Source organism: Planococcus sp. SSTMD024, assembly GCF_041320495.1.
Lineage (GTDB): Bacteria > Bacillota > Bacilli > Bacillales_A > Planococcaceae > Planococcus.
Map to the genome: position 1 here is coordinate 225,482 of NZ_JBGGNS010000020.1, position 21,615 is coordinate 247,096.

The 21,615-nt window shown below is 49.0% G+C and carries 25 protein-coding genes; 19 read left to right on the top strand and 6 right to left on the bottom strand.

What is annotated here, in order from left to right:
* Positions 1-41 precede the first annotated feature (41 nt).
* The 4 genes from AB9R92_RS06975 to AB9R92_RS06990 all read left to right on the top strand — a co-directional run bounded on the left by AB9R92_RS06975 (position 42) and on the right by AB9R92_RS06990 (position 3,457).
* Positions 42-1,121, top strand: coding sequence for an AI-2E family transporter (locus AB9R92_RS06975; protein ID WP_370668738.1), 1,080 nt, complete (start codon positions 42-44; stop codon positions 1,119-1,121).
* A gap of 131 nt (positions 1,122-1,252) precedes the next feature.
* Entirely contained in the window at positions 1,253-2,032 is a 780-nt protein-coding gene (locus AB9R92_RS06980; protein ID WP_370668739.1) for a transporter substrate-binding domain-containing protein, read from the top strand.
* A 55-nt stretch (positions 2,033-2,087) separates the two neighbouring features.
* Complete coding sequence (locus AB9R92_RS06985; protein WP_370668740.1) at positions 2,088-2,732, top strand: amino acid ABC transporter permease; 645 nt, start codon at positions 2,088-2,090, stop codon at positions 2,730-2,732.
* Positions 2,729-3,457 carry an amino acid ABC transporter ATP-binding protein gene (locus AB9R92_RS06990; protein WP_370668741.1) on the top strand — a complete coding sequence of 243 codons (729 nt, stop codon included), beginning with the start codon at positions 2,729-2,731 and terminating at the stop codon, positions 3,455-3,457. Before AB9R92_RS06985 ends, AB9R92_RS06990 begins: the two co-directional genes overlap by 4 nt.
* A 732-nt stretch (positions 3,458-4,189) precedes the next feature.
* On the opposite strand, the gene AB9R92_RS06995 is transcribed toward AB9R92_RS06990, so the two are convergent.
* Together AB9R92_RS06995 and AB9R92_RS07000 are read right to left on the bottom strand one after the other, a co-directional pair.
* A complete protein-coding gene (locus AB9R92_RS06995; RefSeq protein WP_068871805.1) occupies positions 4,190-4,630 on the bottom strand; it encodes a peptidylprolyl isomerase in 441 nt (146 codons plus the stop codon).
* A 76-nt stretch (positions 4,631-4,706) separates the two neighbouring features.
* Positions 4,707-5,498, bottom strand: a complete 792-nt coding sequence (locus AB9R92_RS07000; RefSeq protein WP_370668742.1) for an SDR family oxidoreductase — start codon at positions 5,496-5,498, stop codon at positions 4,707-4,709.
* A 155-nt stretch (positions 5,499-5,653) separates the two neighbouring features.
* On the opposite strand from AB9R92_RS07000, the gene AB9R92_RS07005 reads away from it, so the two are divergent.
* Complete coding sequence (locus AB9R92_RS07005; RefSeq protein ID WP_370668743.1) at positions 5,654-6,640, top strand: NAD(P)/FAD-dependent oxidoreductase; 987 nt, start codon at positions 5,654-5,656, stop codon at positions 6,638-6,640.
* A 55-nt stretch (positions 6,641-6,695) separates the two neighbouring features.
* Here the strand turns inward: AB9R92_RS07005 and AB9R92_RS07010 are convergent, their stop codons facing one another.
* Positions 6,696-8,201: a BCCT family transporter gene (locus AB9R92_RS07010; RefSeq protein WP_370668744.1), complete on the bottom strand. Its 1,506-nt coding sequence runs from the start codon at positions 8,199-8,201 to the stop codon at positions 6,696-6,698.
* A gap of 300 nt (positions 8,202-8,501) precedes the next feature.
* Here AB9R92_RS07010 and AB9R92_RS07015 point away from each other — a divergent pair, with 300 nt between their 5' ends.
* The 10 genes from AB9R92_RS07015 to AB9R92_RS07060 all read left to right on the top strand — a co-directional run bounded on the left by AB9R92_RS07015 (position 8,502) and on the right by AB9R92_RS07060 (position 16,097).
* On the top strand, positions 8,502-9,323 hold the full coding sequence (locus AB9R92_RS07015) for a LysM peptidoglycan-binding domain-containing protein (RefSeq protein ID WP_370668745.1): 822 nt from the start codon (positions 8,502-8,504) through the stop codon (positions 9,321-9,323).
* A 210-nt stretch (positions 9,324-9,533) separates the two neighbouring features.
* A complete protein-coding gene (locus tag AB9R92_RS07020; protein WP_370668746.1) occupies positions 9,534-10,292 on the top strand; it encodes a gluconate 2-dehydrogenase subunit 3 family protein in 759 nt (252 codons plus the stop codon).
* Positions 10,293-10,312: 20 nt separating this feature from the next.
* On the top strand, positions 10,313-12,025 hold the full coding sequence (locus AB9R92_RS07025; RefSeq protein ID WP_370668747.1) for a GMC family oxidoreductase: 1,713 nt from the start codon (positions 10,313-10,315) through the stop codon (positions 12,023-12,025).
* Positions 12,026-12,044: 19 nt separating this feature from the next.
* Positions 12,045-12,272, top strand: coding sequence for a twin-arginine translocase TatA/TatE family subunit (gene tatA, locus AB9R92_RS07030; RefSeq protein ID WP_370668748.1), 228 nt, complete (start codon positions 12,045-12,047; stop codon positions 12,270-12,272).
* 10 nt (positions 12,273-12,282) lie between these two features.
* Entirely contained in the window at positions 12,283-13,170 is an 888-nt protein-coding gene (tatC, locus tag AB9R92_RS07035; protein WP_370668749.1) for a twin-arginine translocase subunit TatC, read from the top strand.
* A gap of 90 nt (positions 13,171-13,260) precedes the next feature.
* Complete coding sequence (locus AB9R92_RS07040; protein ID WP_370668750.1) at positions 13,261-13,728, top strand: GNAT family N-acetyltransferase; 468 nt, start codon at positions 13,261-13,263, stop codon at positions 13,726-13,728.
* 156 nt (positions 13,729-13,884) lie between these two features.
* The gene (locus tag AB9R92_RS07045) at positions 13,885-14,391 is read left to right on the top strand and encodes a GrpB family protein (protein ID WP_370668751.1); all 507 of its coding nucleotides are present in this window, start codon (positions 13,885-13,887) and stop codon (positions 14,389-14,391) included.
* Positions 14,391-14,804: an NUDIX hydrolase gene (locus AB9R92_RS07050; RefSeq protein WP_370668752.1), complete on the top strand. Its 414-nt coding sequence runs from the start codon at positions 14,391-14,393 to the stop codon at positions 14,802-14,804. Before AB9R92_RS07045 ends, AB9R92_RS07050 begins: the two co-directional genes overlap by 1 nt.
* Before the next feature lie 69 nt (positions 14,805-14,873).
* Positions 14,874-15,050, top strand: a complete 177-nt coding sequence (locus AB9R92_RS07055) for a hypothetical protein (RefSeq protein WP_370668753.1) — start codon at positions 14,874-14,876, stop codon at positions 15,048-15,050.
* Positions 15,051-15,146: 96 nt separating this feature from the next.
* On the top strand, positions 15,147-16,097 hold the full coding sequence (locus AB9R92_RS07060) for a magnesium transporter CorA family protein (RefSeq protein ID WP_370668754.1): 951 nt from the start codon (positions 15,147-15,149) through the stop codon (positions 16,095-16,097).
* Positions 16,098-16,114: 17 nt separating this feature from the next.
* On the opposite strand, the gene AB9R92_RS07065 is transcribed toward AB9R92_RS07060, so the two are convergent.
* Positions 16,115-16,426 (bottom strand): hypothetical protein, encoded by a 312-nt coding sequence (locus tag AB9R92_RS07065; RefSeq protein WP_370668755.1) that lies wholly within the window; start codon positions 16,424-16,426, stop codon positions 16,115-16,117.
* A 107-nt stretch (positions 16,427-16,533) separates the two neighbouring features.
* Positions 16,534-16,869 (bottom strand): winged helix-turn-helix transcriptional regulator, encoded by a 336-nt coding sequence (locus tag AB9R92_RS07070; protein WP_370668756.1) that lies wholly within the window; start codon positions 16,867-16,869, stop codon positions 16,534-16,536.
* A 123-nt stretch (positions 16,870-16,992) separates the two neighbouring features.
* Between AB9R92_RS07070 and AB9R92_RS07075 the strand changes: the two genes are divergently transcribed.
* A complete protein-coding gene (locus AB9R92_RS07075; protein WP_370668757.1) occupies positions 16,993-17,841 on the top strand; it encodes a VOC family protein in 849 nt (282 codons plus the stop codon).
* Positions 17,842-17,877: 36 nt separating this feature from the next.
* Here the strand turns inward: AB9R92_RS07075 and AB9R92_RS07080 are convergent, their stop codons facing one another.
* Positions 17,878-18,123: a hypothetical protein gene (locus AB9R92_RS07080; RefSeq protein WP_370668758.1), complete on the bottom strand. Its 246-nt coding sequence runs from the start codon at positions 18,121-18,123 to the stop codon at positions 17,878-17,880.
* A 126-nt stretch (positions 18,124-18,249) separates the two neighbouring features.
* On the opposite strand from AB9R92_RS07080, the gene AB9R92_RS07085 reads away from it, so the two are divergent.
* From AB9R92_RS07085 to AB9R92_RS07095, 3 genes are all read left to right on the top strand, one after another.
* Complete coding sequence (locus AB9R92_RS07085; protein ID WP_370668759.1) at positions 18,250-19,320, top strand: NAD(P)H-dependent flavin oxidoreductase; 1,071 nt, start codon at positions 18,250-18,252, stop codon at positions 19,318-19,320.
* A 71-nt stretch (positions 19,321-19,391) separates the two neighbouring features.
* The gene (locus AB9R92_RS07090; protein WP_370668760.1) at positions 19,392-20,237 is read left to right on the top strand and encodes a DUF368 domain-containing protein; all 846 of its coding nucleotides are present in this window, start codon (positions 19,392-19,394) and stop codon (positions 20,235-20,237) included.
* 149 nt (positions 20,238-20,386) lie between these two features.
* Positions 20,387-21,514 (top strand): CAP domain-containing protein, encoded by a 1,128-nt coding sequence (locus AB9R92_RS07095; protein ID WP_370668761.1) that lies wholly within the window; start codon positions 20,387-20,389, stop codon positions 21,512-21,514.
* Positions 21,515-21,615 lie beyond the last annotated feature (101 nt).

Here is a 21,615-nt window from a genome sequence, read left to right on the forward strand (position 1 = left end):
TATGATTTGGATGTAGGTTAATTTGAAAGGAGTGTCAACAAGTGTGGATCCGAAAGCCATTTTTTGAATACACGGCGGGAGTGTTATTGCTCGCCCTTACATTATACGTACTCAGCAAGTTGGACTATATTTGGGAACCGATTCGGATCGTCATCGCTACGCTTTTTGCGCCGATTATCATCGCCGGAATTTTATACTATCTGCTTCGGCCATTGGTCCGCGTCCTTGCCCGGCGCATGCCGAAGATTGCGGGCATCGGAATTGTATTTGCGGTAATTGCGCTTGCGTTTGCGAGCCTCGCCTATTTTTTCGGTCCGACTTTGATCGAACAGGGAGAAAGCCTGGTGGACTTGGCGCCTGAAAAAATGGAGGAAATGAGTTCGGAATCGAATAATCTCTTGAGGGGATTTGAGTTCGGCGGCATTTCCGGGCAGGAAATCAGCGACCGCATCTATGGCTACGCCGAAAGCCTTTCGAGCAATTTATTCGAGAATGTACTCGATATCCTGGGAATGCTGGTCAACGCTGCGATCGTTTTGATCGTGGTGCCATTTATCTTGTTCTTCCTGTTGAAAGACGATGATAAGTTCATTCCGTATTCGGTGAAGCGCCTCCCGGAAGACCATAAACCGGAAGGCAAGAAGCTGATGAAGGATTTAGACGAGACCTTATCGACGTTTGTGGTCGGTCAAGCAATCGTCGCGGCGGTGATTGGGGTCTTGATGTACATCGGCTATTTGATCATCGGCCTTGAATATGCTTTGACGCTGGCCGTCTTCGCCATGTTCCTTGTGGTCGTACCGTTTCTCGGGCCGATCATTGGAATCATCCCGGCGATTTTTGTTGCCCTCTTGAACGACGGATTGTTCATGGCATTCAAAGTCGTTCTCGTCCTATTGGTGGTCCAGCAGCTCGAAGGCAACCTCGTGACCCCGAATGTCATGGGCAACCGGCTGCATGTCCATCCATTGACGATTATCTTATTGTTGATGGTGGCAGGTTCTTTGTATGGTTTTATCGGGATTTTGATTGCCATTCCAACTTATGCAGTCCTGAAGACGCTACTCCATAACTTCCGTTTGTTTTACCGGCTTCATAAAAAACGCGCCGTCAGTCAATAAGGCTAGTCATTTAGGCACAATAATCGATCCTCTTTCCTATTAAATTTCATTCGAAAGGTTCTGAATTTGCAAATATTGTGATATATTAGTCAGTAGAATGACCATTACCGAATAGAGGGGGATGTTTATTAATGAAGAAATGGACTTTATTAGCATTATTGCTAGCAGTTCTTACAGTGCTTGCTGCATGCGGCGGTTCGGAAGAAGAATCCGGCGGTGAAGGCGGCGGAGGTGAAGGGGAAGCCTACCGTGTGGGCATCGATACCACTTATCCACCATTCGAGTTTGAAGAAGGCGGAGAGTATAAAGGGATCGATATCGATTTGATCAATGCGATTGCTGAAAACCAAGGCTTTGAGATTGAATTCAACCCGATGGATTTCGGAGGCATCATTCCAGCGCTTCAAGCCGGGCAATTGGATGTTGCGATTGCGGGCATGAGTATTACGGATGAGCGCAAAGAGATCGTGGATTTCTCGGATCCGTATTTTGATGCCGGCCTTTCGTTGGTTGTAGCGGAAGACAATAATGAGATTACGTCACTCGAAGACCTTGAAGGCAAGACAGTTGCCGTGAAGAGCGGAACAACTGGCGCTCAATTCGCGCGTGACAATCAAGATGAATACGGCTATGAAATTTCCCAGTTCGAAGACAGCCCATCGATGTTCCAGGAAGTATCAAACGGCAATGCCGATGTGCTTCTTGAAGATTATCCTGTCATTGCATATGCCATCGCAGAAAGTGAACTGGCTTTGAAAACTGTTGGCGATCGCTTGACGGGCGACCAATACGGGATCGCTGTCCTGAAAGGCGAAAATGCAGAATTGCTTGAACAGATCAATGCAGGGCTTCAGGAATTGCGTGACAGCGGCGAATATGACGAAATCTTAAACGAATACATCGGAGAATAAGATTATGTAGCGCGCATTCGCGCGCTGCATTTTTTTATGCAAGGGGGAACTGAGGGTGCAGACAATCATCAATGCTTTTCCGTATTTAATGGAAGGCTTGCAAGTTACGCTATATATTTTCAGCATTGCCATTGTCCTGGGCTTCTTGCTCGGACTCATTGTCGCTTTGCTGCGCTTGGCACCGTTCAAGATCTTGAACTGGATCGCCAAAATATTCGTTGACGCAATACGGGGGACGCCGTTCATCGTCCAGCTCTTCTTCATTTATTTCGGCTTGAACTCACTCGGGTTCTTTTCGCTCGATAACACGACAGCCGGAATCGTGACGGTTGCGATCAATGCCGGTGCTTATTTCTCGGAAATTATCCGCGCAGGGATCCAGTCGATCGACAAAGGGCAAACGGAAGCAGCGCGGTCGCTCGGGCTCAACTCGACGCAGACCATGCGGTTTATCATTTTGCCTCAGGCGTTCCGCCGCATGCTCCCGACAATTACCAACCAGGCGATCATTTCCTTGAAGGATACCTCGCTGTTGTCGGTTATCGGGGTAGCGGATTTGACGCAGGAAGGGCGCATTCAGGCAAGTGCCACATTCGATGCATTTAACGTGTACTTGATCCTCGGCATCATTTACTTTGTCGTCATTTACTTGCTCTCGATGCTCGCGAGCTTTGTGGAAAGGAAGTTTGTATTGCGATGAGTATGATCAGAGTCGAAAACCTCAAGAAATCATTCGGAGATTTGGAAGTCATCAAAGACATGAGCACCGTCGTCGAGGAGAAGGAAGTCATTTGTGTCATTGGCCCTTCCGGTTCCGGCAAGAGTACGTTTCTTCGTTGCTTGAATCGCCTGGAAGAGATCAGCGGGGGCCATGTATATATTGAAGGGACGGACATCACCGACCCGAAAGTCGATATCAATAAAGTGCGCCAGGATGTCGGCATGGTGTTCCAGCAGTTCAATTTGTTTCCGCATAAAACAGTGCTTCAGAATGTGACACTGGCGCCGATCAAATTGAAAAAAAGCGACCAGAAAGCAGCCGAGAAGAAAGCTTACGAGTTGCTGGATAAAGTCGGCTTGCGTGAAAAGGCGAAAGCCTACCCGGGCGAATTGTCCGGCGGGCAGAAGCAGCGTGTCGCGATTGCGCGGGCGCTCGCGATGGACCCGAAAATCATGCTATTCGATGAGCCGACTTCGGCGCTTGACCCGGAAATGGTCGGGGACGTGCTGGATGTCATGAAACAACTCGCGCGGGAAGGGATGACCATGGTCGTTGTGACCCACGAAATGGGCTTTGCGGCGGAAATGGGCGACCGCGTGCTGTTCATCGACGGCGGCTATATCGTCGAAGAAAACGTGCCAAAGGAATTGTTCGGCAATCCGCAGCACGAACGGACGAAAGCGTTCTTGAGCAAAGTGTTGTAAAGATGAGCGGAAAAGCGTGCCCTTGTGGCGCGCTTTTTTTGGTCGGCAAAGGGAATTAAATAGCGAGAGCCTATGTGTGGAAATATTTCTAGGATTGGTTAAGCATCGTTATGGTATCCGCCGCCGTGCTTTGGGATGGCCTCATGCAATAAGCCAGAAAGAGCATCTGTCTTATCGCATCGGCTCACCCTTGGCGCACGGCGGCTTGGAGATTTCATTGTTTCCTGCTTGATCAAATCGAGCTGCTTCTATATAAAGTTGCCGGCTAATGGGGGGATCGCTTCCCTGGATGTTGCATCTGACAATGATTTACTGAAAATAAGAAGTTTGATGGTCGGCTTGGTGGATTAAAATCAAAACTGATGACAATATATTCTTTGATCAATATGACGTAAGCTATCAAATCTGCCATGCTTACAAGTTTCAAGTTGAGTGAACTGAAAAAGCTATTTTTTTCACTCTAAATATAGAGACGAAGCGGAAGGCGGCGACGCCTGAGGGATCAGCGGGTTTGAGAGACCCCGCAGGAGCGTGTTTTGGCGCGACGAGGAGGCTCGATTCCCGCCCCTAGGCAAGCGTCCGCCTGAAGCGCAGTCTTATAACGTGAACTATATATACAAAAATTCATTGATTTTGTGAAATGCAATCTCGACGCTAGCATTTTATTATCAAACTTCTTAAATCCCAGCAAAACAAAAAACGTGCCGCAGGGGCACGTTTTTTCGTTATGGATTATTCAGCGTCAAAGACGTGGACTTTCTCCATTTTGTCGCCGTTTTTCATCGCTTTTGCAGTTTCAAGGCCTTTTGTTACTTGGCCGAAGACTGTGTGCACGCCGTCAAGATGCGGCTGTGAATCATGGACGATGAAGAACTGGCTAGATCCAGTGTCTTTGCCGGCATGTGCCATAGAGAGGCTGCCTGGCTGGTGCTTATGCGGGTTGCCTTCTGTTTCACATTTGATCGTTTTGCCGCTGCCGCCCATGCCAGTTCCGGTTGGGTCGCCGCCTTGGGAAACGAAACCTGGAATAACACGGTGGAAAACAACGCCGTTATAGAATCCAGAGTTTGCAAGCTCCTCAAAGTTCGCTACTGTGTTCGGTGCTTCATTCGGGAAAAGGTCGAATTCGATTACTTCGCCGTTTTCCATGTGGATGTGGCCTTTTTTCGCCATGTACAACATCTCCTTTTCAATTGGTTCATCCCTTAGTATATCGGCTTTTGGCTCCACTGCCTAATGATAAGGGGGCTTACAGCGCTTTCAAGAATCCGCCGTCTACGACAATCGATTGCCCTGTAACATACGAATTAGCGGCGGAAGCCAAAAAGACAACTGTGCGGGCGAATTCAGCGGGCTCGCCTAAGCGGCCGCTTGGAATCTGCGCTTCTGTATTCTTCAATACTTCGTCTGCAGTAATGCCTTGCCGTTTAGCTGCGGCTTCGTTCAGTTCGGCGATGCGGCCAGTGGAAATCTTCCCGGGCCCGACCGTGTTGACCATGATATTGTCGCCGGCTACTTCCCGTGCGAGTGTTTTCGCAAAGCCGACCATGCCAGCACGCATCGTATTGGACAAGATCAAGCCGTCGATCACTTCTTTTGTGGAAGATGATGAGATGTTGATGATGCGGCCGAATTGCTGTTCTTTCATATAAGGAAGCACTTCTCGGCATGTGCGGATATAGCTCAATAAGTTTTGGTCAAATGCTGCATACCAATCGTCATCGCTCATATTGTCGAATCCGCCGGCTTTGGGGCCACCGGTGTTGTTGACCAGGACATCAATGCGCCCAAATTGTTCGTTGACTTTGTGGAACAATTGCTTGATGTCTTCTGCTTTTGACATATCACACGCATAAGCGTGGACGTGTTCGTTTTGGCTTGTGCTGCGAATTTCTTCGGCAGCTGCGCTTGCTGAATCCTCGCTGCGGCTTGAAACGATGACAATCGCCCCTTCTTTAGCGAACTCCAGGGCGGAAGCTTTGCCGAGCCCTTTACTGGAAGCCATGACGACAACTACTTTTTCTTTTAATCCAAGATCCACATTTATCATCCTTTCCATTTGGTTCCTTGTTTCAGTTTACGATAGAATAGAGGGGATGGAAATGCTTGTTTCGGATTTCCGCCATAAGTCCAATGGCGGAGACCCTATATAGATGTGGTAGGATGGATATATTGATCAGATTAGGAGTGTTGGAAATGGAAGAACGTGAAATCTTCGATATTACAATCATCGGCGGCGGCCCGACTGGCTTGTTCGCTTCGTTTTACGGCGGCATGCGCAAAATGAAAGTGAAAGTGCTGGACAGCCTTCCGCAGCTCGGCGGGCAATTGATGGAACTGTATCCGGATAAATTCATTTATGACATTGGCGGCTTCCCGAAAGTGCTGGCAAAAGATTTAGTGGACAATCTGGTCGAGCAGGCCAAATACGGCGATCCTGAGATTTGCCTCGAAGAAACTGTAGCGTCAGTCGAACGTGAAGACGAGCATTTTGTCATCACGACGGACAAAGGCGCGCATTATTCGAAAGCGATCCTTTTGACGGCTGGCGTCGGAGCTTTTCACCCGCGTAAATTGGCAGTCGACGGCGCTGAACAATTCGAAGGCAAGACCTTGCATTACGGCGTGAAAGATTTGACTTTGTTCAGCGATAAAAAAGTCGTGGTCCTCGGGGGAGGCGACTCTGCAGTCGACTGGGCGATGATGCTTGAGAACGTAGCTTCCCAAGTGACATTGAGCCATCGCCGCGAGAAGATGACGGCACACGAGGCGAATATCGACACGATGATGCAGTCGACGGTGGAAGTGAAGAAACCTTTCAACGTCAAGGAACTGGTCGGCGAGAACGGCGAAATCCGCGAGCTCATACTGGAAGACAAAGAAGGCAACGAAGAACGCCTGGAAGTCGACCACGTCGTCGTCAACTACGGCAATATCACTTCGCTTGGCCCGATAAAGGAATGGGGTCTCGAGATGGAGAAGAACTCGGTCATCGTCAATTCCAAGATGGAAACGAACGTACCGGGCATCTATGCAGCAGGCGATATCGCCACTTACGAAGGGAAAGTGAAATTGATCGCTGTCGGCTTCGGTGAAGCACCGACCGCCATCAATAATGCAAAATCTTACTTGGATCCGAAATCCAGAGTGCAGCCTTTGCATAGCACAAGCGTATTTAAATAAAGAACAAAAAATGCCCGGCAAGCTGAATCAGCTTGCCGGGCATTTTTGTCTGTCATCATAAAGGCTGTTTTTTCTGTTTCACTGCGACGGGATCTTGGCTGGCCGCTTTCAGGAACGCGGCTCCCATCAACAGGACCACAATCGAAAATGGCAAGGCCGCGATGATCAACGAGTTCTGCAAGCCTTGCGTCCCGCCGCTATAGACGACGATTGCCGCAACTGCTGACTGGATCAAGCCCCAAGTGATCTTCACCAAGTTTGGCGGGTTCAATAAGCCGCCAGTTGTTTGCATGCCGAGCACGAATGTTGCGGAGTCAGCAGAAGTGATGAAGAAGATGGCGACCACGAACAAAGTCAAAATCGACATGACGGTGCCGAGTGGATAATGCTGGAGTACGCCGAATGTGGCAGTTTCCAAACTGTATTCGGAAATCTTGTCGATGCCTTTTTGCTCCAAGTCCAATGCAGAGACCCCAAACACCGAGAAGAAAATAAAGCATACGAGCGACGGGACGACGAGCACGCCGAGCATGAATTCGCGGACCGTACGACCTCGTGAAATGCGGGCAATGAAAATCCCGACGAACGGGGCCCAAGAGACCCACCAAGCCCAGTAAAAGACTGTCCAACCGTCGACCCATGCGCGGCGATCGCTGTTTAACGGCTCCAAATTAAAGCTCATCGATAGGAAGTTGGAAAAATAGCCGCCGAGTGAATCGGCAAACATATTCATGATGTAGAGCGTCGGGCCGATGATCAAAAGCATGCTGAGCAGGATGAATGCGAGCACCATATTGATGTTACTTAAATACTTGATGCCCCGGCCGATGCCGGACCAAGCGGAAATGATGAACAATACCGTGGCGACGGCAAGAATCAACAATTGAAAGGCGAATGTATTCGGTGTGCCGAACAGGAACGACAATCCTTCGTTAATTTGCGCGGAGCCGAAGCCGAGTGTAGAAGCGACACCGATTACCGTCGCGAAGACAGCGAGCGTATCGATCAACTTGCCGAGCCAACCACTCATTCGTTTTTTGCCGAACAGCGGGATGAGTGTCGCGCTGATCAGACCTGGTGAACCATTATGGAATTTCGCGTAAGCAAGCGATAAAGCCACAAGCCCGTAAATGGCCCAGGCGTGTATGCCCCAGTGGAAAAAAGAAAATTGCATCGCTTCCTTAACGGCTTCATCGGAGCCGAGTTCGGAACGCGGTGCGCTGATGAATGCGTGCGATATAGGTTCAGCTGTCGTCCAGAAGACAAGTCCCATGCCCATTCCGGCTGAAAACAGCATCGCAAACCAGGAAATTAAGCTGAATTCCGGTTCGTCGCCGGCTTTCCCGAGCTTGATGCCGGAAAACCTGGAAAAAATCAAATAAAGGCAAAAAATCAGGATAACAAAGACGGAAGCTAGATAATACCAGCCGAAAGTGGATGAAATCCAGGAAGTGAGCGCACCGGTCTGCGCTTGGAAGTTTTCGGGCACAAAAAATCCCCAGGCGACCATGGCCAGGCAGATAGCGATCGAAATCCAAAAAACGATCGTGACATTTTTCAAATGAGTTCCTCCTAAAATGAGAGCTATGCCTTTCCAGCATGAATAAAGCTGTAATTAGTTATTCCCCAACAAAGGAAGGCTAATCCATCCTATCGTTATTAATAGAAGAAAAAAAGGGGAACTGGGCAAAAGAGCTTCATTTTGGTTCAAAAGAAAGAATGTTCTGATTTATTACAGGCTGTCATATTTAAAAGACTCCCGTAATGTAATTGTTAAGTTTGAACCGTCGTCCTGTCATGTTCTTGCAATGCGCACATGTTAAGCTGTGTCTTGTGTTAGTGAAAAGGAGGAATTTCAATTATGAAAAAGCAAATCGTTACACTAACGGCAATCGCGGCATTAAGTGTAGGCGCAGCAACGACAGCAAGCGCTAATTCATCGTATACAGTTCAGTCAGGTGACACTCTGTGGGGAATCTCACAAGAAAAGAACGTTTCCGTTCAAAATCTTAAAAACTGGAACGACCTATCATCGGATTTGATTTTCCCGAACGAAACGCTCTCTGTTGAAGGAAAAGAACAAGCATCCAAGAAATCATCGAACTCATCATCTACCTATACAGTTAAAAGCGGCGACACTTTGTTCAAGATCGCTTCCGCTCACGGAATCTCATTGGATCAATTGATGAGCTGGAACAACGTATCTAGCCATACAATCTATCCTGGACAAGAATTCGCAGTTAAAGGCGCAGCAGCAAAAGCGGCAGCACCGAAAGCAGCAGCTCCAGCAGCTAAAGCACCGGCTAAAGAAGCACCAAAATCAACCCAAGCGGCACCAACACCAGCAAGCGCACCAGCGGCAGCTAAACCAGCAGCAGCTTCTGCACAATCTGGCAAAGAAATGACAGTATCCGCAACAGCTTACACGGCTTATTGCGCAGGCTGCTCAGGTACAACAGCAACTGGTATCGACTTGCGTGCAAACCCGAACCAAAAAGTCATCGCAGTTGACCCATCCGTTATCCCACTCGGTTCAAAAGTATGGGTTGAAGGATACGGAACAGCTATCGCTGGCGACACTGGCGGAGCAATCAAAGGCAACAAGATCGACGTCTTCATCCCGACTCAAGGCGAAGCTTTGAACTGGGGACGTAAAAACATCACAATTAAAGTTCTAGACTAATAGCGTTTAAGCAACAAAGCCGAGGTGGCCATTCCCTCGGCCTTTTTTTATATCAATCCCCGCATTTGGCGAGGGATTTTTTTTTGAATTTCTTTTATTTTTTTAATCAATTGTCAGAAAAGTGTTGTAATCGAAGTTAAGAGGCATATAATGTGGGGTATAGTTATGGGGTATTTATAATTTTTATACCTATTAAAGGAGGCGCATGAGATGGCAGAAAAGAAAAATGTTTCGAGACGCGATTTCCTGAAGACATCAGGAATTGCGGCAGGCGCTCTCGTCGGTGGAGGAATCATTGGTGGAGTAATTGGCGCGAATACCCGTCAGGACGGGGCAGCACCTAGCGGCGGTGAAGCTGGCCATAGTGGCGGTGGAGGAGAAACGACCGAAGCAGTGCGCGGCTTGCAGTTCTTCAAGAACCAACAGGAGTTTGCGGTATTGCAGCAAGCGACCGAACGAATCTTCCCGGAAGATGATCTGGGGCCAGGCGCAATCGGGCTTGGGGTTCCATTTTTTATCGATCACCAGTTGGCAGGCAGCTACGGCGAGAATTCGAGGGAGTATATGCAGCCTCCGTTTGAAGAAGGCGAGACGACTCAGGGCTATCAAAGCCGCCTGAAGCGTAATGAGTTATTCAGACAAGGCTTGCAAAAAATGCAGCAGGAAGCGCAAAGCCGCTTCGAAGCGAACTTCGTCGATTTAGAAGGCGAACAGATGGATGAAATTTTGACAGCTTTTCAGGATGATGAAGTGGAAATGCAGGGGACTAGCGCCCAATTCTTTTTCCGCCTTCTCCGACAGGCGACACTGAACGGGGCATATGCCGACCCGATTTACGGGGGCAACCAGAACATGGAGGCTTGGCGCATGAAAGGATTCCCTGGGCACCGCCCATCATATATCAATGAAATTGAAAGCGAAGATTTCGTGGAAATGGATCCACATTCAGTAGGGGACATGCTGAGCTAAATTAAGAAGGGGGAGTACGTATGGCGACAACGCTAGACAAAGTAGACGTAGTAACGGTAGGGGTCGGCTGGACTGGCGGCATCATCGCTGCCGAATGTGCCAAAGAAGGCTTGAAAGTCGTAGGGTTGGAACGGGGGCAAGAACGTTCGACTGCGGATTATTCAATGGTCCATGATGAATACCGTTATGCCATTCGCTACGAATTGATGCAGGATTTATCAAAAGAGACTATTACGTTCCGCAATTCAAGAGACCAACGGGCGCTGCCGATGCGGCAGATGGGTTCTTTCTTGCTAGGTGAGGGGCTTGGCGGCGCCGGTACTCACTGGAATGGACAGAACTGGCGGTTTTTGCCGTACGATTTCGAAATTAAAACAATGACAGAGGCGAAATATGGCGCAAATAAATTGCCTGCAGAATATACATTGCAGGATTGGGGCATCACTTACGATGAACTCGAGCCGTATTTCGATAAATTCGAAAAAACGGCAGGGATTTCAGGTGAAGACAAAAACCCATTCTGGGGCACCCGTTCTTCGGATTACCCGACCCCGCCAATGAAAAAGACACCATTGCTGGCAAAGTTTGAAACCGCAACAACCAACCTTGGATATAGCCCATTCATGATGCCTTCCGCAAACTTGTCGGAAGCATATGAAAATCCGGATGGCCAGCAAATCGCAGCTTGCCAGTATTGTGGATTCTGTGAACGTTTCGGCTGTGAATACGGAGCAAAGACTTCACCTGAAATTACTGTCGTTCCAACGGCTCGCGACACTGGAAATTACGATATCCGCTTTAACGCCAATGTAGTGGAAGTGATGAAAGAAGGCGACCGTGTTACGGGTGTACGCTATCTCGATACGGTGACTTTCGAAGAATTTATTCAACCAGCAGAAGTGGTCGTATTGACAAGTTATGTCCTGAACAATGCAAAATTGCTGATGGTTTCTGAAATCGGGCAAATGTACGACCCTGAGACGGGAGAAGGATCGCTTGGCAAAAATTACGCGTATCAAATCCTCCCTGGAGCTTCGGGATTCTTTGACGATCAGATGAATGTCTTCATGGGTGCAGGAGCACTTGGCATGACAATCGATGACTTCAATGGTGACGCGTTCGACCATGGCGACCTGGACTTTATCCACGGTGCAAGCCTTTCCATGACACAGACAGGGTCACGGCCAATATTGTCCAATCCACTGCCGCCTGACACGCCTTCTTGGGGAGCGGATTTCAAGAAAGCGTCCATTGAAAACTACACACGTACTTTATCTGTTGGCGGTCAAGGCGCATCCATGCCTCACCGAGACAACTATATGACACTTGACGGCACATACAAAGATATTTATGGAGTGCCGCTTCTGCAATTGACTTATAATTTTACAGACCAAGATCGTGCGCTGCATAAATATATCACGGAAAGAGCTACCGAAATCATGCAGGAGATGGGGGCGAAAACGGTTGTGGGCAGTTCGCCGATTTCGGATTATGACATCGTTCCTTACCAAACGACGCATAACACGGGCGGCACGATCATGGGCGCGGACCCTGAAACCAGTGTGGTCAATAATTACTTGCAGCATTGGGATATGGAAAACCTGTTTGTTGTCGGTGCAGGAAATTTCGCGCACAATGGCGGCTATAACCCGACTGGTACAGTGGGGGCGCTGGCATACCGCTGTGCAGAAGGCGTTATCAAGTACAGCCAAGAAGGCGGTTCTTTAGTTTAATTCGTGAGGAGGAAAAGATATGGGTGGAATAGCGTCAATCGGTGTGCCAGGCTTAATCATCATTTTGGTCATCGTGCTGATTATTTTCGGGCCGAAAAAACTTCCGGAAATCGGGGGAGCCGTCGGCAAGACTTTCGCTGAATTCAAACGCTCGACAAAAGGGTTAATGGATGACGATGAGGAAGAAGACAAAGACAAAAAGGAAAAAAAAGAAACAACAGAAACGAATAAAACCGAAAGTTTATGAAGGTGGTTAAATGGATCCGTACGGAGAAAACAACCTGATCAGTCCCTTGCATAAGAAAAAGGCGGGCGAAGATCCGGCGGGACAGGAAAAGCAGAAAGCCGACTCCGGAACGGAACGGAAAACCGGAAGCGTGCCAAATGAGCCGAATCCGGGAAGGGGCCAAAAACCCCCTGAAGAACCTGAAGACAGAGTGGAAACTTTAGTCGATCATTTGGGAGATTTGCGGAAGCAATTGATTAAAAGTGCCATTGTCTTTCTATTCTTCCTGCTGCTCGTGTTTTCCACGCTGAATTTCTGGTTTCCTTATGTGGTAAAGGGAAATGATTTGGTGATTCTTGGCCCGCTTGAAGTCGTGAAGTTTTATACGTCGATTTCTGCCACGATGGCACTCGGTTTGTCATTGCCGTTTTTGATCCATTTCATTTGGCAATTCGTCAAACCGGGGCTTGAAGAAACCGAAGCCCGGTTTCTCGGCTTGTATTCGCCGGTCATGCTGCTCTTGTTTGTATTCGGTGTCGCTTTCGGCTATTTCATCGTCAACCCATTGAGCTATCAATTTCTAATTGGCCTGGGGGCAGCGAATTTCGATGTAATGATCTCGGCGAATGAATACGTCCATTTTTTGATCATGACGACCATTCCGCTGGGTTTATTGTTCGAAATGCCGATCTTGGCATTGTTCTTGTCATCGATTGGCGTCTTGACGTCTGGGTCGATGAAAAAAGTCCGGAAGTGGTCGTACCTTGGCTTGGCGATTGTGTCGGCCTTGATCACGCCACCGGATTTTCTCAGCCAGCTGCTCGTTTTGTTGCCAATGGCAGGGCTCTATGAAGCCAGCATTTATGTGGTGAAGAAAATGGAGGCGCGGAACGAACGCATGGAAGATACGACTGTATAATGGAAAGAAAAAGGGCTGTCCAAAACATCATGATGTGATTTGGGCCAGCCCTTTTCCTGTATTTTTCACTTATAAAAGGAGGACGTACATATGCCGATGGAAATCAGGGAAATCGAAGACTTGCGTGAAGTGGATGCTATGGACCTTGTGGAAGAAAGTGAATCTGAAGGATACCGTTTCCTGAGGAGACTTATCGATCAGTACGAAGATGGAAGCAATCGTTTTGACCGACAGGGAGAAGTATTATATGGCATGTTCGATCCGCACGGCAAATTGGTTGCGATTGGCGGGCTGAACAGGGATCTTTATTCCACAAAAGAAGGGATTGGCAGGCTGCGGCGTCTTTATATCGCCGAAGCTGTAAGAAGAGAAGGGGTTGGGACGAAATTGCTGCAATCGATCATTGATTTTGCCAAAGGGCAATTCAGTGAACTGGTGGTGCGGACGGACTCCGCTGCTGCGGATGCCTTTTACCGCGCAAACAGCTTTTCAGGAGATGTCGGTTTGCCGGATGTCACGCACCGGCTCGTTCTGGAGCAGCACGCTGCAAAAAAATAAAGCGGATTGTCCGATTCAACGCTTTTGGCATCATCCCCAATTGAATGAACGGCTAAAAACCCGTTTTCTGAATCATCTTTTCTTGTACAATGGAAGTCGAAGGGCTGCCATTTCAAAAAAGGTGATTTTTTTGAGTTGCATCGGAGGTGGAAGAGAATGCGCGATGTGATCGTAACGGCGTATGACGAGAGATGGCCGGCAGCGTTTGAAAATGCTGCCGCAGAAATTCGCGAAATGCTTGAATCCATTTGCCTGGACGTGCAGCATGTCGGCAGTACCGCGGTGCCAGGGCTTGCTGCCAAGCCGGTGATTGATTTGCTCGTGATGGTTTCGGATATAGCGGCAGTAGACCGGTTCGAGGATGCTTTCCACAAGCTCGGTTATCGAGCGAAAGGCGAAAATGGGTTGCCGGGGAGGCGCTATTTTGAACGCGGCGGTGATAAGCGCACGCATCACGTCCATTGTTACGAACAAGGCAATCCCGAGATCTTTCGCCATCTGGCATTCCGGGATTTTTTAAAAGCGAATCCGCAAATTGCCGCAGCTTATGGTGAACTGAAGATGAAGTTAGCGAAGCAATATCCCCTGGACATCGAACAATACATAAAAGGAAAACAGGCGATGATCCAGGAAATTGAGAAAAAGGCGATGGGAGAGATTTGATGGAAATGGCAAATTGGAAAGGCGCTGCCGGCGTCTGTGTAAACGAACGGAATGAAATTTTATTGGTGCTCATGAAAGCGCCGGAAGAAGACAGCAAATGGTCGGTTCCTGCAAGCGGCCTGGAAGCGGGTGAAACGCTCGAACAATGCTGTGAGCGTGAATTCGAGGAAGTGACGGGGCTAACGGTCAAGGCGGGCGAACTTTTAAAGACGCGGGACGGCAATTATGAAGATGCGGCCGTATCATTTGATCTGCATTATTTTCGGGTTGACGTGACAGGCGGTGAATTACTCATCCCGAAAGATGATTTCTTGATCGAGGACATCGCCTGGAAATCCATCGAAGAAATCGAAAAACTCGATCTTGCCTATCCGGATGACTTGGAGCTTTTCAAATCACTTGTTGCAGCTTGAGTGCAGCAGGATTTAAAAAATGAGGCTGGGGTAAAGAACAACAAACAAAGTTTTCGGGAGGGCGATTACATGGGCAAGGAACGGAAGCGCAAAAAAGGCGAGAAACTGCTGCCGGATGTGGAACCGGGCCGCCATCAGCCGCCGGATAAGGAAGTGGATCCCATGCCGGACAGGGAGTTGGAATACAAAGAGAACTCCAACGAAAAATACCGGGACCAGACACCGGATGAGGACGAAGATGAGTAAACCGAACGGCCGCTTGCAATAGAGCGGCGTTTTTCATGTTGGCGGTGGATAGGATAGTGTCGGGAGACTGTTCATCAGGAAGAAAGGGGGAGGGCTATGCCGCGGCATCAATTTGCGAATGCAGTATGGCAAGAAGAGAATGCAATGGAAGCGGCGGACTTCCGCCAATTGCTGGCAGATAATCCGAAATTGCAGCAATGGATCGATCAATCGAAAAGCTTAACCGTCAATATTCTTCATGCCGATACTTCCCAAATCGGCAAGGAAGTCTTATGGGGTTCATTGATCTACAGACAAAGTCGCCATGCCCGGGATGCCCAGGATGTCTTTCATTTTTATGTATCGGCAGAACTATTGGTGACCAGTACGCTCGACTTTGAGGAAGACTTGGATATGCCGAGGCATTTGATGATTCAGCAGATGGAGCTTGCAGAATCGCCAGTCGAAGTGATGATGATCCTGCTTGGGGGCATGGTCGGATCGGTGTTGCATAAAATCGACGGCTTTGAAGAGCGTCTCCATCACTTGCTGTGGAATATCAAAGAACACAATAACCGCAAAACCCTGGAAGGCATCGAGGAAGTGCGGCACGAAATATTGTTATGGAAGCATTTGATCATGGGATTCCGGGAAATCAGCATGGCGGTCGAAGAGACCTTTGGGGAAGGGGTCCATGAAGGCAGGGAGTACAAGCGGACTGCTAAACGGATCGATCGTTGCGTCATGCTCGTTGAATCCTATGAAGATGAAATTAACAATATGGTCGACATGGAGAATGTCGTCGCCAACTACCGCGGTAACGAAATCGTCAAAACCTTGACGGTGCTGACAACTTTGTTCACTCCGGTCATGGCGTGGGGCGCTTTATGGGGGATGAACTTCGAAGTCATGCCCGAACTCGATTGGAATTTAGGTTATGTGGCAGCTATTTTGGTCATTGCCGCCTCCACGTTCTTATTGTATTTGTATTTCAAGCAAAAAGGCTGGACGGGCGATATTCTCCGGTCAATCGACAGCAAAGGCAAACGAAAACAAAGGCAGGACTGATTCCAGTCCTGCCGTTGTCATTTCGGTTTGTCTTTTTTCAATTCTTCGAGCAGTTCGGTGTAGCGATGCAAATCCCGGTCGTCGTATTTGCCGATATAATTGATCAGCATTTCCTCGACGTCACGCCGTTGCCGCTCGGCTGCGATGAGCTTTTCTTTCATCGACTTCTGCTTCCAAAGGATGGTATCTTCCACATCTTCCATTTTGTTGAGCATATCGATTTCTGCGAGCAGTACCAATGCGGCGTTCTTTTTCTCATCGTACTTTTTCAATGCCTTGTCAATTTTCCGCGTGTCATTTTCGTAAGTCATATTGGAATACATCGACATATGCATGCTCCTCCTCCGCCGGTTATACTTTTACATTAACAGATATTAGAATATTCTGTCTATAATAATAAGCAAAAAGATAGCGGAAAACCTTCTTCATCCATGGTTCATGAAGTGCTTTCCTCCGTCTTTGCAGGCTCTATCCAATTTTGTGACCAGCGTTCGATTTCCTTCATGACCGGCTGCAGTGAAGCGCCTTTTTCGGTCAACGAATATTCGATCCGGACGGGGGTCTCGGGGTGCACGGTACGTTCGACCAAACCGTCTCCTTCTAAGCTTTTTAGCCTTTCAGAAAGGAGGCGGCCGCTAATCCCGATTTCTTCAGTTAATTGGCCAAAGCGCTTAGGCTCGTCCATCAATTGATGGATGATCAATCCTGTCCAGCGTTGTCCCAATAAGGAGATAGCTGCTTCAAACCGTGGGCAAATTTCCTGGCTTTTCATGTTCACCGCTCCTTTTTCTTCATAATAGCATATCCATATGAGAATTAAAAAACAGATGACTTGACGTAATCAAGTTATTAAAATAAAATTAGTTACAAATAGTAAGTGAATGGAGGAACTGAAGTGAATTTTCATCAACAACCGGTAAGCTATGTAGAAAGTTTGACTTTGAAAGTATTGGATTTGCCTGGGATGAGCCGTTTTTATACAGACGTATTGGGGTTTGAAACGCTGGAAGAAAAGGAGAATGAAACAATTCTCGGAGCGGGCGGAAAGAAAATCCTGGTTCTTCAGCATTCCCCGGAATTCAAGGCGAAAGCAGGGCGCTATGCCGGATTGTATCATTTCGCGGTGTTGCTGCCGGACCGTAAAGAACTCGGCAAAATATTGCTTCATCTTCATGAGCAGCAGATTCCGATCGGTTCTTCCGACCATCAAGTGAGCGAAGCCTTGTACCTATCGGACCCGGAAGGCAACGGCATTGAGATCTACCGCGACCGTAAACCCGAAGAATGGGAATGGCGCGGAGACCAAGTGCATATGACGGTCGACCCGCTCGATGTTCAGGAAGTCGCGCAAGCGTCACATGGCGAAAAATGGAGCGGCATGCCGGCTGCCACTGTGCTCGGGCATATCCACTTACATGTCTCTGATCTCCAGGCAGCGCACGACTTCTATACAGGCGCAATCGGCTTCGGGTCGGTCGCGAACCTCGGAAACCAAGCGCTATTCGTTTCGGACGGACACTATCACCATCACATCGGCTTGAACATCTGGAATGGCACAGGCATTCCGGCCTTGCCGGATCAGGCGGCTGGCCTTGCGCATTATGTCATCCGTGTCGCAGATGAAAAAGCGCAGCAGGCCATGCGCGACCGCCTGCAGTCATACGGCGCTGAGGTTCAAATGAACGGCGAAGTATTGGAAACAGCTGACCCTTCCGGCAACCGCATCCGCATTTTAACCGCATAAAAAATCCCCGGGACTTTTGTTCCGGGGATTTTTGCATTAAGGTGCGGGGCACGAAGCGGACGCATCCGCATATAATAAGGTTTGTGTAGAACGCCCGGTCGCAATGGCTTGTTGGACCTTGCCCGTTTGTTCCGGCATTAGGTGATCTCTTGTTTCCGTATAAGCTTCGAGCCGCTCCTGATTTTGCCAGTCTTCAAAAGGTTCAGTGTAAAAGCCCAAAAGGATCAATCCGCAAAATGCGGCAATCAAGGTGATGCCAAGTAACGAAAGGAAGCCTTTCATGATTCAATCCCGCCTTCTCATAGATGCTGATATTAAGAACGCAGACCGTTCGGAAAAGGTTCCCGGTTGAAGAAATCCCAAAGACTGGGATACTTATAAATAAGAGTATGAAAGGGAGGGGAAACCATGATTTCATTGAATACAAACATTTGCCGCTTGCTCGGGATCGAGTATCCGATTATCCAGGCAGGAATGGCGGGCGGGCCGACCACCGCCGAACTAGTAGCGGAAGTTTCCGGGGCAGGCGGCTTGGGGACGCTCGGTGCTGCCTATTTGACGCCTGACAAGCTACGGGAAGATATTAGGGAGATACGCAAGCGGACCAACAAGACTTTCGCAGTCAACTTATTCGCGCCCGTGCCGAAAGATGATTTCTCGCGCATCGATGAAGTGAAACAAGCGCTACAGCCGATCTACAAGGAGCTTGGGATTGAAGAGCAAAGCGCCGAATATCACTCGCCTGATCACGGGGAGGAGCTCTTTCGTATTTGCCTGGAGCTGGACGTGCCCATCATCAGTACGGCATTCGGTCCCTTGGCGCCTGAACATATGGCTGCTGCCAAAGCGCAAGACGTTACGATCATCACCATGGCGACGACAGTCGGCGAAGCGCTAGACGCGCAGGCAGCAGGAGCCGATGCCATTGTGGCGCAAGGCAGTGAAGCGGGAGGGCACCGCGGCAGCTTTTCATTTGATTGTCATCCGATGGGCGCACAGGTCGGTTTAATGGCGCTGCTCCCCCAAGTCGTAGATGCGGTCGATGTGCCGGTGATTGCAGCCGGCGGCATCGCGGATGGGCGAGGGCTGGTGGCATCGCTCGCGCTTGGCGCACAAGCCGTTCAGGTCGGGACGCGCTTTGTCGGTGCGAGAGAATCGGGTGCGCATAAGGCGTATAAGCAAGCGATCTTTGACAGCGACGAGGAAAGCACTGTCGTGACCAAAAGTTTCTCGGGACGGCCAGCGCGCGGCATCAAAAATCGTTTCATCGAACAATTCGAATCAGCGGGAACCCGGCCGCTGCCATTTCCGTCCCATAACACAGTGACGAAAGAAATTCGGGGGGCCGCGGCAAAAGCCGGCAATCCGGAATTCATGTCGTTATGGGCAGGGCAGGCAACGAGGGGCATGGTGCGGGAAGAAGGCGCAGCGGAAATCGTCTCTTCCATGATGGAACAAGCACGTGCGCTCATGCGGTGATACAACTCGAGTTTCCTGTTTTTGCGTGCTATACTGGTAAAAGCGATTTTTGAAACGAGGAGATTGAACGAATGGAATGGAAAAATATATACCGTGGTATTTTAATGGGCATCAGCGATTTGATTCCGGGCGTCAGTGGAGGGACAATCGCCTTCATCCTTGGCATCTATGACCGCCTGCTGGAATCGATCAGCGGCTTTTTCAGCCGGGAATGGAAAAAGCAGCTCGGCTTCCTTGTGCCGCTTGGCATGGGAATCGTTATCACCTTATTGTTGTTTAGCCGCTTTATCGAGTTTTTACTGGAAAATCATTATGAAGCGACACAATTTTTCTTTATGGGGCTAATACTCGGGGTCTTGCCTTATATCATGAAGCAAGCGGAAGTGAAAAAGAACTTCACGGCGCGCCATCTTGTGATCTTATTGGCCATCGGGGCGGGACTTGCCTCCATGGCGTTTATCCAGACGAATGATAATGTCGCGCCGATTACAGAACTGAGCCTGTCGACTTTCTTCCTGCTGTTTTTCTCGGGCTGGATTGCCAGCATGGCGATGCTGTTGCCGGGCATTAGCGGCTCTTTCATCCTATTGTTGATCGGCGTCTATTCAACGGCCATCAACGCCTTGTCGACATTGAACTTGCCGATTGTCATGGCAATCGGTGCCGGCGTCATCGTCGGGTTTGTCGTCTCAAGCAAGGCGATCAGCTATTTGCTGGAACATTTCACGTACGTGACATATGCGGCGATCATTGGCTTGATCCTCGGCTCGCTATTTGTCGTATTCCCAGGCTTTGCGGCCGATACGATGACTTTGGTGACCAGCCTGGTAACGTTTATGACGGGGCTATTGTTCACGCTCTGGTTCAGTTCGCCGAAGAAAACCGACATCACGAGTGAACACAATGTTGAGGCTTAAAGAAATGGAAATTGCAAAGCGGACAGCGAAAAGAACTCCTTTTCCTGTCCGTTTTTGGTATTTATTTAAGGGAAAAGTAAAAAAGGCTTTTTACTTTCCGGATTTCGCTTTTGCGATTACACTGAAATGAAGAGAAAGAGGTGGTGTGTGTGCGGAAATTGTTTGGCATCCTGTTGCTCATAGTCTTGTTGTTTTTCACCCGTCCGGTATGGGAAGCGCCTGTCGAAGAATATATTGACCTCAGCTTTCTGGACTCGGTGGATGAAGTGATCGGAAATGTAACAGCTGACGCGGATGTTTCCAAGGCGCTCGATGAAGCCAAACATTTCACGACGCGCATCAGCCATCAACTGCAGGCGATGGTGACGGAAAGCACAGCCGCCTTGCCTGAAGCGGTCGCAAAACCGGAGCTCTCCGATACCGATTCCATGGTGGCGATCCATAATGTCACACTTGGCATGAGTAAGGAAGAAGCCCAGCAAAAGCTCGGCTTGCCGCTGCGTTTGATGGAAAATGAATACGGAACCGATTGGCATAGCTACCATCAAGATTATCAGAACTATGTATTGTTGTCCTACAATGACAACGGCGAGGTCAATGGCATGTTCACCAACCAGGATCTTATCTCTTCCACGGAAGGGTTCTCGATGGATTCGAGCAAAGCGCAAGTGCGTGAATTATTCGGGACACCGTTGACGAGCCTGCAAAAAGGGCGTGTGCAATATATTCTGGATTCGCGCGATGAATATGACTTGTTTGAAACAGCTGATTCCTATACGACGGTGTTCTATGACGTTCACGAAGGGGACACGGTCACGGCGGTCCAGGTCATCGGCAAGGACTTGGAAGAGCAGCGCAGCGAGATTTATGCGGAGCCTTCTCCGGCAGTGAAGGAAGGCTATGAGTTTTTATTGTTCGAACTGACCAATTCAGCGAGAATCCAGCGTGAGCTGCCGCTCTTGAAATGGGATGGTGAAACGATGGAAACGGCTCGCGACCATAGCCAGGAAATGGCGGATGAGCGCTATTTCAGCCATACCAACCCGGACGGCCAATCGCCTTTTGACCGCATGAAAGAAGATGGCATCACCTTCTTTATCGCCGGTGAAAATTTGGCTTACGGGCAGTATAGCGCCGTCTTCGCCCACGAAGGTCTCATGAATTCGATGGGCCATAGGGAAAACATCGTCAAGCCCGACTTCGGGTATCTCGGCGTCGGTGTCGCATTCAATTCAGACAAGCAACCTTATTTCACGGCAAACTTTTTTAATCGCTAATCAAAAACCCCTCTATTTAGACTGACATAGCGATTTGAGACAACCATAAAACACCTTCATTAGGCTGCTTGCGCCCCGAACTCTCGGGGTGACAAGTAGCC

Excerpts from the sequence above, each read along its gene's own strand:
- AB9R92_RS07070 (WP_370668756.1), bottom strand. The coding sequence starts at position 16,869 with ATGAAAAGCCAGGAAATTTGCCCACGGTTTGAAGCAGCTATCTCCTTA.
- AB9R92_RS07085 (WP_370668759.1), top strand. The coding sequence starts at position 18,250 with ATGATTTCATTGAATACAAACATTTGCCGCTTGCTCGGGATCGAGTAT.
- AB9R92_RS07080 (WP_370668758.1), bottom strand. The coding sequence starts at position 18,123 with ATGAAAGGCTTCCTTTCGTTACTTGGCATCACCTTGATTGCCGCATTT.
- tatC (WP_370668749.1), top strand. The coding sequence starts at position 12,283 with ATGGATCCGTACGGAGAAAACAACCTGATCAGTCCCTTGCATAAGAAA.
- AB9R92_RS07065 (WP_370668755.1), bottom strand. The coding sequence starts at position 16,426 with ATGTCGATGTATTCCAATATGACTTACGAAAATGACACGCGGAAAATT.
- AB9R92_RS07050 (WP_370668752.1), top strand. The coding sequence starts at position 14,391 with ATGGAAATGGCAAATTGGAAAGGCGCTGCCGGCGTCTGTGTAAACGAA.
- AB9R92_RS06980 (WP_370668739.1), top strand. The coding sequence starts at position 1,253 with ATGAAGAAATGGACTTTATTAGCATTATTGCTAGCAGTTCTTACAGTG.
- AB9R92_RS07025 (WP_370668747.1), top strand. The coding sequence starts at position 10,313 with ATGGCGACAACGCTAGACAAAGTAGACGTAGTAACGGTAGGGGTCGGC.
- AB9R92_RS07060 (WP_370668754.1), top strand. The coding sequence starts at position 15,147 with ATGCCGCGGCATCAATTTGCGAATGCAGTATGGCAAGAAGAGAATGCA.
- AB9R92_RS07045 (WP_370668751.1), top strand. The coding sequence starts at position 13,885 with ATGCGCGATGTGATCGTAACGGCGTATGACGAGAGATGGCCGGCAGCG.
- AB9R92_RS07040 (WP_370668750.1), top strand. The coding sequence starts at position 13,261 with ATGCCGATGGAAATCAGGGAAATCGAAGACTTGCGTGAAGTGGATGCT.
- AB9R92_RS07090 (WP_370668760.1), top strand. The coding sequence starts at position 19,392 with ATGGAATGGAAAAATATATACCGTGGTATTTTAATGGGCATCAGCGAT.
- AB9R92_RS07020 (WP_370668746.1), top strand. The coding sequence starts at position 9,534 with ATGGCAGAAAAGAAAAATGTTTCGAGACGCGATTTCCTGAAGACATCA.
- AB9R92_RS07015 (WP_370668745.1), top strand. The coding sequence starts at position 8,502 with ATGAAAAAGCAAATCGTTACACTAACGGCAATCGCGGCATTAAGTGTA.
- AB9R92_RS07055 (WP_370668753.1), top strand. The coding sequence starts at position 14,874 with ATGGGCAAGGAACGGAAGCGCAAAAAAGGCGAGAAACTGCTGCCGGAT.
- AB9R92_RS06990 (WP_370668741.1), top strand. The coding sequence starts at position 2,729 with ATGAGTATGATCAGAGTCGAAAACCTCAAGAAATCATTCGGAGATTTG.
- tatA (WP_370668748.1), top strand. The coding sequence starts at position 12,045 with ATGGGTGGAATAGCGTCAATCGGTGTGCCAGGCTTAATCATCATTTTG.
- AB9R92_RS06995 (WP_068871805.1), bottom strand. The coding sequence starts at position 4,630 with ATGGCGAAAAAAGGCCACATCCACATGGAAAACGGCGAAGTAATCGAA.
- AB9R92_RS07005 (WP_370668743.1), top strand. The coding sequence starts at position 5,654 with ATGGAAGAACGTGAAATCTTCGATATTACAATCATCGGCGGCGGCCCG.